This window comes from Microbacterium sp. NPDC086615, from assembly GCF_040686055.1.
Taxonomy (GTDB): Bacteria; Actinomycetota; Actinomycetes; order Actinomycetales; family Microbacteriaceae; genus Microbacterium.
In genome coordinates, this window is the sequence record NZ_JBFBJJ010000009.1 from 18,891 (window position 1) to 32,211 (window position 13,321).

Consider the following 13,321-nt stretch of genomic DNA (forward strand, 5'->3'; position numbering starts at 1 on the left):
TGTGTGGCCCGGAGGGCACGCCGGGCCACACGGGAACCCCTCGACAGGACCAAACGATGAGAGAGACATCATGGCAATACGGGAAGTCGAGCCCGACCACGCGGGGCACCGTCTGATGGGCGCCGGCCTCGTCAAAGCAGCCTTCACGCTCGCCAAGAACGTCGGACTCGATCATGCGCCAACCCGCCTCTTCGTATACATGGCCGTCGTGGCGATGGACAACGACGAGAACCCCGTCTACTACGGCGGCCGGGACGACATGGCGCGCGCCCTCGGCAACGACGGGGAAGCCGGTCACAAGGCCGTCACCCGGGCCCTCGCGCCGCTCACCGCCGCGAACCTCACGCGCTCCACAAAGGCGTCCCGAGGCCGTCGAGCATCTCACTACCTCCTCGACGGGGAGAAGCCCCTCAGACCAGAAAAGGAGGACGGTCACCGTCCTGTTAGTAACCCCGAATTGGAGGACGCTGACCGTCCTGTTAATAACCCAGAAAGGGGGACGGTGAGCGGGAGAAAGGGGGACGGTGAGCGGTCGAATGCGGGACGGTCAGCGTCCCCCCTAGGAGTAAAGGAACAAGTAGGAAGCAGCAGGCCGATCCACAAGAACGAGCCGAACGCGAGATCGGCTCTCGGCAAACTCCGGGCTGAGCGCTCCCTCCCCCTCTCAGAAACCGAGCTCCTGGACTTCGCGTACAGCCTCGGCAACGGCGACCCGTGGGCCGGGTACCTCAACATCAAGCACGCCACCGAGGCGCCCATCACGGGTGCGAACAACCCGGCTGCTGTACTCCGACGTCGATTGACAGCAGCGTGACCGCCGTGGCGAGCGAGACGTACGCCGATCTCGGCGGAGGGGTCGCATCGGAAATGCGACCGTCCAGCCCTCTCGTCGGCCACCGTCACCGCTTTACCCCGCTCTCGGGCTGGTGCCCCTGTGGCACCCGTGACGACGGTCAGGTGGCGGAGTACTCGCCGGCGTGGCTTGCAGCGCGAAGGGAGCACGCCCTGTGACCCGCCGATCCGACGAAGCGGCCGCAAAGCTTGAGGCCCTCACCCTCGCCGGTGTAGATACACCCCCGGCGTGCGAGGGCGACGAGATGTTCATCGCAGACCGCGTTCAACTCATCCCCACCGATATGCAGCGCATGCGGATGGTCTGCAACCGGTGCCCCTTGTTCGACATGTGCGGCGACTACGCCCGCACCGCGAAACCGCACGCCGGATTCTGGGCCGGGACGCTCCGGGAACGCCATACCGGTCGCACCCCGGAATGCGACGTCGAGGAGGTGACACCCGTGGACGAGAACGGCGACCTCATCGAACAGGAGGTGCCCTGTTGACCCGGTCAGGTCGCGCTGGAAACGCGACCTCCAAGGCCAGATCAGACCGAGAGGAGGAACGGAATGGATGAGGATATGGCGCGCTGCGACTACCGGTGGTGCCAGAACGACCACACGGACCCCGCCGACGAGGCGTCCCATTTCGAGGAGTACGCGATCACAGCGGGGCTGACCGGGCGGCTGACGCTCCGCGACGGCGCAGAATCGCGGACATGCGAGCTCACCGCGCGGATCGGCCGCGGTGCGAAGAACGCGGCGATGGGCGCCGACGCGATCGTGGATCTGCGCGACGGGCTGACCCGTCTTCTCGACACATACCGGTCGAGGGCTGTCGTCCACGGCCTGTTCGGTCTCCCGACCCCGCGGCAGGTGCTCGAGCGGAGCGAGCGGTGAGCTTTGTCTCGCGAGGGCCGAGCATCACCCTCACCCCCGCTGAGGTCGACATGCTGTGGCGCGCCGCCGGCCTTGAGAAGCTCCGTGTGCGCCACCGCCTCGGCGACGACACCCTGTACCGCCTCCTCGTGCACATGCACCAGGTGCGCCTCGCGCAAGAGACGAATGCCGTCAACGGCCCTGAGCGGCGGCATTCGACGGCATTCCCGGATCGTGTGGTGTGGACGATCCGACAACTCGGGAAGGCAACGGGGCGGGCGGAGCGCACCATCCGCAAAGACATCGCGGCTGGGGAACTCACCGCCACGAAACCGGCCCGGGTGTGGATCATCACCGCGGCAGACGCCGCCGCGTACATAACGAGCAGAAGGAAAACACCGTGAGCTTGAAAGCCCTCGACGACAAGATCGAAGCCAACCGTGCCGACGCGCTGCGCATTTCCAGTTCCGGACGTGCACGCATCAAGGCTGTCCAGGAAGACCCCCGCCTGACCGACCTCGCCAAGCGCGAGCAGGCCGCACACATCACAGACGAAGTCAGGCCCCAGCTCGCCGACCTCGCCGCTCGGGAACAGCAGATGGTCAACGATCACGTCCGATTCCTGCAGCGGCAAATCTACGGAACCGCCGGCACCTCGCCCGAGGCAGTCATCACGTTCCGCGACGCGCAGGAACGCGCCGACAAGATCGAGGAACAGCGACCCGCGCTCACCGCCATGCAGCGAGCACTGGTCAACAAGGACGACGGCATGGCACGAGCCCTCCTCGGACGAGCGTTCGATCAAGGCTGGGCGGAAGTCGTCGCTGCCTACTCAGCAGAGAACCCCGCTCTCGAGACCTACATCACCGACCTGCGCGACCTGCTCAACTTCAAGAACAACCTCGGCGCACAGTTGACCGGTTCCTGGAACTACCAGTTCGGCGGCGGCGTCGTCCTCTGACCCGCAGCTCAGCCACCTGAACTTCGAGGTCCAACACCGGGGCGTGAGTATGAACCCACGATCGAAACTTCCCGCCGCGTGACAGTGCAGCGGTACGCCACCACGAACGCAAACGGCGCGAGACGGCGGGCGTTGGTCAAGCGTGTGCGCGCAGAGGAGAGAACCTGCGCACTGTGCGACAAAGGCGTAGACCGCACCCTGGCCAGCACGCCAGGTGAGCACGGCGTGAAGTGCCCCACAAGCGACTGCACAGGTTGCATCCCTCACCCCATGCGCGGCGAGGTGGACGAGGACATCCCACGCTCACGAGGTGGCTCACCATACGACCGAGCGAACTGTCACCTCATGCACCGCAAGTGCAACCAGTACAAGGGCAACCTCACGCTCGCAGAGGCACGAGCACGTCTGCACAGCGCCGAGTCACCCATCTACGCCGACCTCGCCCGGGTCACCGCCTCACCGATCTGGTGAGCACAAACACCGAAGGGATAAGCAATGGCAGCCAGCCTCAACGATGTCGTCGGGTGGATCAAGGACATCTTCTACCGGCTCCGCAAGCTCGAGTCCGGGTCGTTCCTCGAGAGCTCGTCGATCTCCTACGGCCGGATGCGGTTCATCGGCGGCACGTTGATGATCGACTCCGGTGGCCAGTTCGTCGTCGTCGGGTCGGCGAGCATCGACGGGACCATGACGATCAATGGGACGTTCCTGCTCACCGGCTCCGGGTGGCGCATCGTGGGGTCCGGGTCCATCGAGGGGCCGACGACCATCGTCGGAACGTTGCAGATCGACGGGGACACCCGCATCACCGGCAACCTTGGCCTTGAAGGTGATATCGCCGTCACCGGCAACATGTCCGTGCAAGACGGCGGCAAGGTTCTCGTCGGCGACATGCTCCTGGATCCCACCGAGCACGGCGGCGCGGTGATTTTCCCTAATGGCGCCCAGGTCTTCACGGACGGGACCACCGTGCAGGTCTTCCTCGGCAACAGTGTCGTACAGGTGTCCGACGCCTACGCCCGCATCCAGCACGGCGGCGACGTCGTGCAGATCGACGGGAACGGCATCCGCATGTCACCCGGGGCGGTGGCGACGATCGCCGGCACTGGCCTCCCTCTCGGTGCACTGCTAATCGGGACTGACGGATACCTCCGCCAGTCAGACGGAACCTGACCGGAGGAGCACCGCAATGGCAAATCTGAACGACAACAGCGGCTGGATCGAGGACATCAAGCGCCAGCTTGCCCGTATCAAGTCGGGAGCTTTCCTTGAGAACGCCTCCATCTCTGACGGACAACTCCGGCTTATCCGCGCAGTGCTGCTCCTACAGGGCGGCGCCCTCCTGAAAGGCGAGGGAACCTTCGACTGGACGGGGCCCGGTTCGATAGCCGGCGACTGGGAAGTACTCGGCGGCGGCGTCATCCGTGTCGGGGGCGTCCTCATCAGCCCCATCGGCGGCGGCCGCATCATGATCGGCCAAGGCCCCGTCGGCATCATCCTCGACGGCGGAGCCGGAACCCTCACCATGGGCAACGTGCGCCTCGAAGGCAACAAGATCTACGTCGGCGTCGGCACCAACCAGATCGTCATCGACGGCGCCACGGGCGTCGCACACATCGGCACATCGATGACGCTCGACCCATCAACCGACGGCGGCGCCGCACTCTTCTCCAACGGCTCGAAGCTCTACTCCAACCCCAGCGCCATCGGCCTACGCAACGGCAGCAGCGCCGTCACAGTGGGCGACGCACTCGCCACCCTTCTCGCAGGCTCCAAAGCTGTCCAGATGTCTCAGGACGAGGTGAGCATGCTCGGCATCCGCGAAGTGGACTCGCTCGACGGCATCACGATCCTCGGACTGACCACCACCAACGAGGTGGTGAAGATCTCGCCCGAAGCCGCCGGACTGACACCATGAACCCCCGTCGGTGTCGGAACGAACTGCTACGGTCCCGACACCAAACGAAAGGAGGCCCCCATGGGTCTCGAGATCAGCAACACCACCGTCCGCATCACCGACCTCGTCACCTACAGCGACCCAGCAGTCATCGACGGCATCCGCGCGACCAACGTCGTCTTCATGGGCCCGGCCATCCTTGCCATCCTCAACGGCACATTCGAAACCCAAGGCGACTGCCGGATCCTCGGCGGCTTCGAAGGCGCCTTCTGGCCGCTCGAGCCTGGACGAACCCAGCTCTCGGGAGTGATCGGCATCTCGAACTCCTACTTCGAGAACTGCGTCTTCTCCAACATCGGCTTCGCTGTCCAAGATGCACACGCTCACCAGTTCGCCAGCCGATTCACCGTCTGATCCGAAGCCGAGGCGAACGCATGGTCTTCGAACCCGGTGAAAGGGTGGGCACCCACCCCTCCCCCCCGCCGCCCAGGCCGCCCCTCGGCATTAGGCCTATCCCTCCCCGACTCGAAACCCACTGACCACTGACCAGGAGCACTGACCACCGATGACACCCCGCAGCAGGCACCTCAGGGCCGTCACCGCCCCCGCCGCGGCGGGGCGACGTTCCTACACAGACGAGTTCCGACAAGCTGCGGTCGCCCGTGTTTCCGCGGGAGAACCCGTCGCGGCCGTGGTGCGCGAACTCGGCGTTGCCCGCAACACGCTCAAGGCGTGGGTCCGCGACTCGAGCACAGGCGCCTCCGAGTCGGAGGGGTCAGAGGTGGTCAACGATGCGTCAGCGTTACTGACCACCGCGGCAACCGGATCCCGACGGGACGTGCTCGTCCAACTGCGCGACAAAACGGCGACAAAGATCGATGCGGGTCTCAGCGCCCGCGAATACCCCGTCCACGTCCGACTGCTGGACGAAATCATCCAATCCATTGCCGCGATCGACGCGCAGGACCGCGCAGACCAAGAGACCATCGGCCTCGAGGATGAACCCCTAGACCCGGAGGACATATGACCGACCACACCATCCGCAACATCATCGTCGCCGAACTCGACGAACTCGAGGTGCCCGACTGCGACGTGCGCCGCGTCGCGTTGGCGCTTCTGGATGTGATGGAGAGCCCCGACCGTCCCGGGCATATGCCGATGGCGCACGACGCGCTAGCGGCGCTCATGCGCGGGATCCGTGACCTGTACGAGCCTCGCTCGCCCCTGCAGGTAACAGCTCGACGCTGAGCGAGCTGCCAACCAGCTCCGCGAGATGGGGGTTCGAGGTACCCGACGTGCAACCCTGACGCCTGCGCATGGCTGACATCCTCGGCGCCCCTTTGGCCCCGCACGGCGCAGCGATTGGCAGGGTTGGGCGGGGGACCGGGGTCAGGTGCTCCACGGGAGATCAGGGCACCTAATCTCTTAGCTCGCTCCATGCAGCATTTCGCTCCATGCAGCATTTCGCGATTGCACCCCTCGAGGGCGCACATGAGACCGCATTAGAGACCTGTACGAGCGTCGATCACTACTGAGTGTGCGAATCGACGCTGAGCGAGGCGTCTACGAAGCGCGCAGCTCGGGGTTCAGCTTCCGGTAATAGGGTTCGACGTCCCGAATCCTCGAATCGGTATGGAAGCCCGCACGCGCCGGCAGGTAGGGTGCGCAGAGAGGGCCGAAGAAGCGCCCCGAACAAGGGGGAAGAATGGCCCAGCAACCGGCACATGTTGAAACCATCCGAGCTGTAGACGGGTTCGTGAAGTCCGTGGCTGACTTCGATCACGTTCAAACGCAGGGTGTGAACGCTTGGAGCGGTTGGTACGCGAAGCTCGGTACCTCGATCGCTCTCATCGCGGCTGGCGACACTGTCGTGTATGCGCACGCCATCTACCGCTATCCGGAGACGACAGCGACATTGATCGTGTTCACAGAGAAGAGCGTCATCATCCACTCGACGGATGACGTCGAAGCGAAGACGCCGCCTGTAGTGACGGTCGTTGCGCGTAATTCGCTGACGAATTTCACGCTCAGTTCGAGCGAAGGTCTGACAAAGGGAGACGCACACCCCCACACGTGGCCGGGTCGTCTCGAACTCTCTCTCACCTACCCCGCGCTTGCGGACCCTATTCAGGTCTCGGCCGACGGGTGGACGCCAGAGGTCTCCGACGAGCCGTCCGCTCTCGCGAAGCTCGTCAAGAGTCTGGGCGAGGACCTCGCGAGCTAACGCGCATGTCGGTCGGCGTGGCTTGCAACACCCCCGGCGTCCCTCACCTTCACGGGTGAGTGGATGCCGGGGTGTTTCGTCGTGGTCGAGCGCCCGATAAGAGCGACGAACGGTTACTATCAGCCGGACGATCTTCCCGTATTACCGAGAAGCGGTCTCCTCGATCACCGCCAAGGTCTTCGGGCAGCCCATCCTGCTTCCTGTCCTTGATCGCGGTCAGGTCGGCTTCGATCTGGAAGACGTCTCGACGGCTCCTGCGTACGTCGGGCCACCCAACCAGGATTCTTGACGCGAGCGACACGAGGGCACCCCCGCGCGTCGCGAAACCAAGGCGCCCCCGGCCACCTCGCCAGGAGACGGGTCAGGGGCTCCCGTGTTCGGGCCAACACCTAAGAGGTCCGCGGCTCGCACTATCTTTGCCGCCGTGCGTGCAGTCGAGGCAGCAGTGCCTGTCACTACCACCGAGCTTCTGAGCACACCGCCCCACCGTCTCGCCGCACGACCAGCAGACCATCGAGAAGTCTGGATCGAGTGTGGACACGACGCCCAACATACGAGACGCGGCCGCGGCGTCACAGCGGATTAGATGGCCGCGGGCCGGTGCTGTGCGCCCCGTGAGCGCGCGTGAGCCCCCTGCCGCCGTCCTCAGCGCCGCGGTAGTGTGCGGGCATGCCAGCAGACGAGACGTACTCCACCACGGTCGAACTCCCCGGCGTCGGGGACGTGCAGGTCATCGTGAGAGTTTTCCGCGGCCACCAGGGCGGGCGAGTGGTCCGTCAGAGCATCATCGAGGGCACCTATCCGGACGGTGGCCCGCTCACACCAACGGATCGGGTTCTCGCTCTCACTCTGTTGCCTGCTGTCGATTGACAGCCCGCAGAGGTTGACGTTGCCGCGCGCCGCTCCCCAACCCGCTGGCCTTCTGCTGGAGGCTATGGCGGCCATCGGGCTCGTGTACGGGACTAAGCCCGCATGCCTCGAGGCGGGAGCCATGCTCGCCGTCACCGCTAAACATCTCGGGTACGAGCTGCAGCCTCGCGCTGTGTCAGTTGTCGCGCGAGCGAGGGCTACCGGCAGCGTGGTCGTGATGGGACCCAAAGCCACAGCCTTCATTCCAGCGGAGAAGCAATCTCAGTGGACTGATTGGCGCCCAGAGGGCAAGTACAACGGGCACCTTCTACTGACGTGCGAGTCTCCCGCCCTGCTGCTCGATCCGAACATCCGTCAGCTTTCGGTGATGGGCGTCGACGTCCCCAGTATCGGGATGCGCATCAAGTCGACGCAGCCGGCATCTGGTGGCTGGGAGGTGTCCGTTGCAGGGGTTGGAGATCAGGTACCTGTTGGACGAGGAGAACCGAGCCCTGACCGACCACTGGGAGCGGGAGCTGGCCGGTCACCGCAAGTACGGCGGGGAGGTCGCCTCAATGCTGATCGCCGGAATGGACGCCCACTCAATCGCGCGCTTCGTTCTCGGTTGAACTCGGCCCACCTTCGAGCGGCGCTGTGCGCCTCGTGGGTGTGTGTCTGCGGCTCCCGGGTGTCCTGGTGTCCGGGGTGGGCTGTAGCGTCATCTTCTCGGCCGGAGAACAGGAGTGACTCCGTGGCCGAGTGGCACCCGATCATGGCCGCCGTCGAGGGCCCGCCCGGAGTGTGGCGGATGATCGACCCGCAGGGCCGCGAGTACGGTCGCATCGAGATCCGCCGTGTCGACGCCGGCCGCGCAATCGCCTACCGCGCGGAGCGGACGGGTGTCGTGCTCGGGTGGGCGACGTCGCTGCGTCTGGCCTGCTGGAAGGTTCACAGCGACATGCTCGCGTCCCTCGCGCCATCGGGTGGCGCCGTGGCCGACTGGGGCGAGCTCACCGGCAACGCTCGACGCAAAGCCCCACAGTAGGTGCCGGGCGTGGAACTCTGAAGGTCATGGGAAGCGAACGCCTAACCCTCGACCAACGCCTCACGGCGGCGGCGATCATCCTGCGCGACTCGATCGAAAAGCACGACTACGAAGCCGAGCTATCGCGAGTGAGGAACGACCGTGAGAGTGCCGGCGACTAGGCGATCTCCCAACCGTCCATCCACGCGTCGAGATCCTCGCGGAAGATGATCGTGTCTTTGCCGTGTCGCCGCGCTGGCAGAGTGTTCTGTCGGACGGCGATGGCCACTTTGTAGATGCTCACCCCGCAGTAGTCAGCGGCTTGCTCGCGGCTGAAGCCGCGTTTGAACCTGTACCGATCTGCCGATTCGTCGCTCACTCTCAGCACGGTATCTAGCTCGAGATGAGGGGCGACGTTCCTGGTCCGACCCGAGCAGAGCGCACGTGCTCCACATGGGTATTGCTGCAAAGCCAGCACATCTTGCAGGGTTGCGATCGTGAACCACTACCGAGACTGGCCCCGCGTCAGCGACATGACTCCTGACGAGAGACTCACGGCGGCCGCGATCATCATGCGGGACGGCGTCGAGCAGATCCTGTACGAGAGGAAGCTGGCGCGCATCGCCGCGAGCGACGATGAAGAGGATCGGACATCCCTCAGTCGAAATGCGGGATGGCGTGACGGTGAATCACGCCACCCCAGAGGATACGAAATACCTCGGCCCCTTCAGGGGTGTCGACTGAACCGACACCCCTAGCTTCCGCTACCGGTAGCGGAAGCTATTCCCGGTGCGCCCGGCTACCGGTGACCACGCGCATGGTTCCGGCCACCGGTAGCCGCAACCAATCGTTCGTCATCGCTCCACCCGGTGGCCGCGATACCGGGCGGGGAGTGCGGGGGTGCCGAATCTGCACCCATTTCGCCGAGGGGGTAGCGATCCGCGACCCCCTCGGTGGGGTACGTCACCCGTATCTCATCCCGGGTACGCGATACTCGCGTGCCCTTCCGCCAGTCCGCGAAAAGTCCGCGAAAGTGCCAACAGTCCGCTACAACAGGCATAACTTGGCGATGCGTGATCCGCGGAATCCCGGGGGTGGCGGCATCTACCAACACCCAGCATTAAGCCCGCGATCGTCCGAACTGTACTTCGGGGTCTGATCGCCTGATCGCTGAAAGACGCCCGTCCCCGCCGTTTCGTGGGGGCGGGCGTCGTCGTTCGTCCGACCGGTCTCACGGCGGCCCGCGGGTTTGGCAGGATGGGTCGATGATCGAACGACGAAGGCCGTTCGCGCTGGCTATCGGTGCGATCACCGTCGTGATTCTGCTGTCCGGGTGCGACGGCTCTGGCGCCGCACCATCGCGCTCAGCGGCCGGCGAAGAGAGCTTCACCCGGGCGCAGGCGGTGAACCTCAACTTCAAGGCCGCCGTCGCCGAGGTGCAGGAGCAGATCTACGCCGGAGAGTGGCGCGTCGGAGAGTATGGCGACATTCCTGCACGATGCGAAGCCGGATACGAGTTCATCCTGCGCCGGAACCTGCCGGAGGGTTTCTCCTTCGACGGACAGGGGCTGCAGCGCATGGCCGATCTCCGAGCGTGGATGACAGACAACGGCTGGCAGGTCGCTCCGTCGCCCACCTACGGCGAGGGCATCGAGAACACCGTGATCGTGGCAGGCAAGCCGGAGGCAAAGGTGTCTCGGTTGGACGTCGACATGATTCCGGCCGGTGCATCGGGCGGCGTGGTCGATGTGCTCGAGGTTCGCGCGACCTCCACCTGCGAGCCCGGCGATCCCACGGCGCTCCTTGACCAGTTGCGTGGACCGCTCACCGCGGTCCCGGAGGACGATGGCATCCCGGACCTCGAAAGACCGGATGCCACTCCCCTGTTCGAGCGGTTCACCGAAGGCTGAGACCGGTCAGGACGCCGCCCGCGCCGCCCGCTTCTGCTCCTGGAACACGCGGATCGCCTCGTACCGTTCGGCGGAGCGCGCCTGTCGTTTCGCTGCTTCCTCCTCGCGGACCTTTGGAGGGGCGTTCGTCACCAGGTCGTCGAGAAGATGACGAACGGATGCCGCGATCTCGGCCACCGCGCGATCGAAGACCTCTTGGTTGGCCCTCGACGGTTTCGTCGTCCCCACGATCTTGCGGACGAACTGGAGAGCGGCGTCGTGGCACTCGGCATCCGTCGCGGGCGGGGTGAAGTTGTGGAGGGGGACGATGTTCCGGCACATGGCGCCAGGGTAGGACGATTCCGGCGTCGAGGCGAGGGCGTCCCCAACGCGGGGCGCGCGGCCTGCCAGGATGAGCCATATGGATGTCGAAACCGCCCAGGCGGATGTGCGTCGGCTGTATCGGGGCGGATTCTCGGGGCCGCTCGTGTCGGCCGTGATCTGGGCGGCGGCGTCGGCCGCCTCTCTCTGGGGGTCGATCTGGCTGTCGATGTCGGTCTTGTTCCTCGGTGGCATGATGATCTTCCCCCTCTCAGCTCTCGTCTTGAAGATTCTGGGTGGGCCAGCGTTCCTTCCGAGGGGGCACCCGTCAGCCGCCTTGGCGATGCAGAGCGCCTTCACCGTTCCGCTCGGACTGCTCGTGGCGATCGCCCTCGGCAGCGTGGCGCCGACGCTCTTCCTTCCCGCTTCGCTGATCATCGTCGGCGCTCACTACCTCACGTTCATCTCGCTCTACGGCATGCGGCTTTACGGCGTTCTTGCGGGCGTTCTCGTGGCCGTGGGTGCGACGGCGATGTTCGCGGCTCCCGCGCTTCGCGGCCTCAGCGGGTGGATCGGTGCGGCGGTTCTGCTCATCTTCGCCGTTCCGCTGTATCTCGCAGCGCGAGCAGCGGAGCAGCGCAACAGGTCGCACGCGTAGAGGCTCCACGCTCCCGGCATCCCCACAGGTGCCGTGCTGCCGGGATGTCGGAGGGGCGCGGAAGGATGGATGCCATGCCCCTCCCCTACGCTTCGCGTCCCTGGCTGAGCTCCTACGCAGAAGGAGTCCCGCACGAGATCGACGAGCCGACGCAGACTCTGCCCGAGATGATGGCCGCGAGCGTGTCGCGGTACGGCAAGAGCCCCGCGCTCGAGTTCTTCGGCGCGACGACGACCTACCGCGAGCTGGGAAAGCTCGTCGACCGGGCCGCCGAGGGTCTTCGTCGGCTCGGTGTGCGCGCCGGTGATCGGGTCGCCCTCGTGCTTCCCAACTGTCCGCAGCACGTGGTCGCGTTCTACGCGGCCCTCCGGCTCGGTGCGATCGTCATCGAGCACAACCCGATCTACACCCCTCGCGAGTTGCGACACCAGTTCGAGGATCACGGCGCGCGGTTCGCGATCGTGTGGGACAAGGTCGCCGACACCGTTGCCGAGTTCCCCTCCGACCTGGCGCTCGAGCACGTCGTCAGCGTCGACATCACATCCGCCATGCCGCGCTTCCAGCGCCTCGCGCTGCGCCTGCCCGTACGCAAAGCCCGGGAGGCCCGCGCGCAGCTCACCGCCGCCCCTACGTCGAAGCGGGTCCGCCGGTGGGAGACGCTGCTCGGCCACGGCACGCTGTCGCGAAAGCAGGCCGGACCGCGACTCGACGACATCGCGCTCCTCCAGTACACGAGCGGCACGACGGGCAGTCCCAAGGGGGCAGTACTGACGCACGCGAACCTGCGCGCCAACGCGATGCAGGGCCGCGCCTGGGTGCCGGGTCTGCATGACGGGGAAGAGACGTTCTACGGCGTCCTTCCTCTGTTCCACGCGTACGGGCTCACTCTGTGCCTGACGTTCGCGATGAGCATCGGCGCGAAGCTCGTGCTGTTCCCGAAGTACGATCTCGAGCTCGTGGCATCCGCGATCCGGAAGAGCCCACCGACCTTCCTGCCCGCGGTTCCGCCCATCTACGACCAGCTCGCCCGCGCGGCCGCTCGCGGCACGATCGATCTGTCGACCGTGCGTTTCGCGATCTCGGGGGCGATGAGCCTGCCCGTCGCGACCGTGGATCGCTGGGAGGCCGCCACCGGCGGTCTGCTCGTCGAGGGGTACGGCATGACCGAGTCCTCGCCCGTCGCGCTCGGCAACCCGATCGGTCCGTCTCGCAGGCCGGGCACGGTGGGCGTGCCGTTCCCCAGCACCGAGATCCGCGTGGTCGATCCCGCCGACCCCGAGAGCGATGTACCCCTCGGCGATACGGGCGAACTGCTCCTGCGCGGTCCACAGGTGTTCCAGGGCTACTGGAACCGCCCGACCGACACCGCCGAGACGCTGCTCGACGGAGGGTGGTTGCGCACGGGCGACATCGCCTCCGTCTCCCCCGACGGTTTCGTCACGATCGTCGACCGGTTGAAAGAGATCATCATCACGGGCGGGTTCAACGTCTCGCCCAGCGAGGTCGAGGACGCGCTCGTCGCTCATCCCGATATCGAGGCTGCCGCCGTCGTCGCGCTGCCCAAGCCGCGGGGCGGCGAAGACGTCGCTGCCGCGATCGTCGTCCGCGACGGGGTCGACCTCGAGCCGGACGCGGTGCGCGACTTCTGCAAGACCCGCCTGGCTGCCTACAAGGTCCCGCGGCGCGTGATCATCGTCGACGACCTCCCGCGCTCGCTCGTGGGCAAGGTCCTGCGTCGAGAGGTGCGCGAGCGCCTGATGTCGTGACCGGCGCGCGATCTCGGACC

General features: G+C 65.9%; 20 protein-coding genes. 18 read left to right on the forward strand and 2 right to left on the reverse strand.

What is annotated here, in order from left to right:
* The first annotated feature begins 115 nt into the window (after positions 1 to 115).
* The 15 genes from AB0O24_RS10365 to AB0O24_RS10435 all read left to right on the forward strand — a co-directional run bounded on the left by AB0O24_RS10365 (position 116) and on the right by AB0O24_RS10435 (position 8,688).
* Positions 116 to 814, forward strand: a complete 699-nt coding sequence (locus AB0O24_RS10365) for a hypothetical protein (protein WP_363374653.1) — start codon at positions 116 to 118, stop codon at positions 812 to 814.
* A 193-nt stretch (positions 815 to 1,007) separates the two neighbouring features.
* Positions 1,008 to 1,340, forward strand: a complete 333-nt coding sequence (locus AB0O24_RS10370) for a WhiB family transcriptional regulator (RefSeq protein ID WP_363374656.1) — start codon at positions 1,008 to 1,010, stop codon at positions 1,338 to 1,340.
* A gap of 63 nt (positions 1,341 to 1,403) precedes the next feature.
* Complete coding sequence (locus tag AB0O24_RS10375; protein ID WP_363374658.1) at positions 1,404 to 1,733, forward strand: hypothetical protein; 330 nt, start codon at positions 1,404 to 1,406, stop codon at positions 1,731 to 1,733.
* On the forward strand, positions 1,730 to 2,116 hold the full coding sequence (locus AB0O24_RS10380; RefSeq protein ID WP_363374660.1) for a hypothetical protein: 387 nt from the start codon (positions 1,730 to 1,732) through the stop codon (positions 2,114 to 2,116). Before AB0O24_RS10375 ends, AB0O24_RS10380 begins: the two co-directional genes overlap by 4 nt.
* Before the next feature lie 2 nt (positions 2,117 to 2,118).
* Entirely contained in the window at positions 2,119 to 2,673 is a 555-nt protein-coding gene (locus tag AB0O24_RS10385) for a hypothetical protein (protein WP_363374662.1), read from the forward strand.
* 345 nt (positions 2,674 to 3,018) lie between these two features.
* Complete coding sequence (locus AB0O24_RS10390) at positions 3,019 to 3,144, forward strand: hypothetical protein (RefSeq protein ID WP_363374665.1); 126 nt, start codon at positions 3,019 to 3,021, stop codon at positions 3,142 to 3,144.
* A gap of 24 nt (positions 3,145 to 3,168) precedes the next feature.
* Positions 3,169 to 3,846 (forward strand): hypothetical protein, encoded by a 678-nt coding sequence (locus AB0O24_RS10395; RefSeq protein WP_363374668.1) that lies wholly within the window; start codon positions 3,169 to 3,171, stop codon positions 3,844 to 3,846.
* A gap of 16 nt (positions 3,847 to 3,862) precedes the next feature.
* Positions 3,863 to 4,591, forward strand: a complete 729-nt coding sequence (locus AB0O24_RS10400) for a hypothetical protein (RefSeq protein ID WP_363374670.1) — start codon at positions 3,863 to 3,865, stop codon at positions 4,589 to 4,591.
* A 60-nt stretch (positions 4,592 to 4,651) separates the two neighbouring features.
* Complete coding sequence (locus AB0O24_RS10405) at positions 4,652 to 4,984, forward strand: hypothetical protein (RefSeq protein ID WP_363374672.1); 333 nt, start codon at positions 4,652 to 4,654, stop codon at positions 4,982 to 4,984.
* Positions 4,985 to 5,135: 151 nt separating this feature from the next.
* Positions 5,136 to 5,597 carry a transposase gene (locus AB0O24_RS10410; protein WP_363374674.1) on the forward strand — a complete coding sequence of 154 codons (462 nt, stop codon included), beginning with the start codon at positions 5,136 to 5,138 and terminating at the stop codon, positions 5,595 to 5,597.
* Positions 5,594 to 5,818, forward strand: a complete 225-nt coding sequence (locus AB0O24_RS10415; RefSeq protein WP_363374677.1) for a hypothetical protein — start codon at positions 5,594 to 5,596, stop codon at positions 5,816 to 5,818. The genes AB0O24_RS10410 and AB0O24_RS10415 overlap by 4 nt, the downstream gene beginning before the upstream one ends.
* A 457-nt stretch (positions 5,819 to 6,275) precedes the next feature.
* Complete coding sequence (locus AB0O24_RS10420; protein ID WP_363374680.1) at positions 6,276 to 6,794, forward strand: hypothetical protein; 519 nt, start codon at positions 6,276 to 6,278, stop codon at positions 6,792 to 6,794.
* A 669-nt stretch (positions 6,795 to 7,463) separates the two neighbouring features.
* Positions 7,464 to 7,664: a hypothetical protein gene (locus AB0O24_RS10425; RefSeq protein WP_363374683.1), complete on the forward strand. Its 201-nt coding sequence runs from the start codon at positions 7,464 to 7,466 to the stop codon at positions 7,662 to 7,664.
* Between the two features lie 470 nt (positions 7,665 to 8,134).
* The gene (locus AB0O24_RS10430; RefSeq protein ID WP_363374686.1) at positions 8,135 to 8,272 is read left to right on the forward strand and encodes a hypothetical protein; all 138 of its coding nucleotides are present in this window, start codon (positions 8,135 to 8,137) and stop codon (positions 8,270 to 8,272) included.
* 122 nt (positions 8,273 to 8,394) lie between these two features.
* Positions 8,395 to 8,688: a hypothetical protein gene (locus tag AB0O24_RS10435; protein WP_363374689.1), complete on the forward strand. Its 294-nt coding sequence runs from the start codon at positions 8,395 to 8,397 to the stop codon at positions 8,686 to 8,688.
* A 157-nt stretch (positions 8,689 to 8,845) separates the two neighbouring features.
* Here the strand turns inward: AB0O24_RS10435 and AB0O24_RS10440 are convergent, their stop codons facing one another.
* Positions 8,846 to 9,046, reverse strand: a complete 201-nt coding sequence (locus AB0O24_RS10440) for a helix-turn-helix domain-containing protein (RefSeq protein WP_363374691.1) — start codon at positions 9,044 to 9,046, stop codon at positions 8,846 to 8,848.
* 886 nt (positions 9,047 to 9,932) lie between these two features.
* On the opposite strand from AB0O24_RS10440, the gene AB0O24_RS10445 reads away from it, so the two are divergent.
* Positions 9,933 to 10,577 (forward strand): hypothetical protein, encoded by a 645-nt coding sequence (locus AB0O24_RS10445; protein WP_363374694.1) that lies wholly within the window; start codon positions 9,933 to 9,935, stop codon positions 10,575 to 10,577.
* A 6-nt stretch (positions 10,578 to 10,583) separates the two neighbouring features.
* On the opposite strand, the gene AB0O24_RS10450 is transcribed toward AB0O24_RS10445, so the two are convergent.
* On the reverse strand, positions 10,584 to 10,898 hold the full coding sequence (locus AB0O24_RS10450; protein WP_275797345.1) for a DUF2277 domain-containing protein: 315 nt from the start codon (positions 10,896 to 10,898) through the stop codon (positions 10,584 to 10,586).
* 79 nt (positions 10,899 to 10,977) lie between these two features.
* Here AB0O24_RS10450 and AB0O24_RS10455 point away from each other — a divergent pair, with 79 nt between their 5' ends.
* Both AB0O24_RS10455 and AB0O24_RS10460 read left to right on the forward strand, forming a co-directional pair.
* Positions 10,978 to 11,535, forward strand: a complete 558-nt coding sequence (locus AB0O24_RS10455; protein ID WP_275797343.1) for a hypothetical protein — start codon at positions 10,978 to 10,980, stop codon at positions 11,533 to 11,535.
* A gap of 74 nt (positions 11,536 to 11,609) precedes the next feature.
* Positions 11,610 to 13,301, forward strand: a complete 1,692-nt coding sequence (locus AB0O24_RS10460; protein ID WP_275797342.1) for a long-chain-fatty-acid--CoA ligase — start codon at positions 11,610 to 11,612, stop codon at positions 13,299 to 13,301.
* The last annotated feature ends 20 nt before the right edge of the window (positions 13,302 to 13,321 follow it).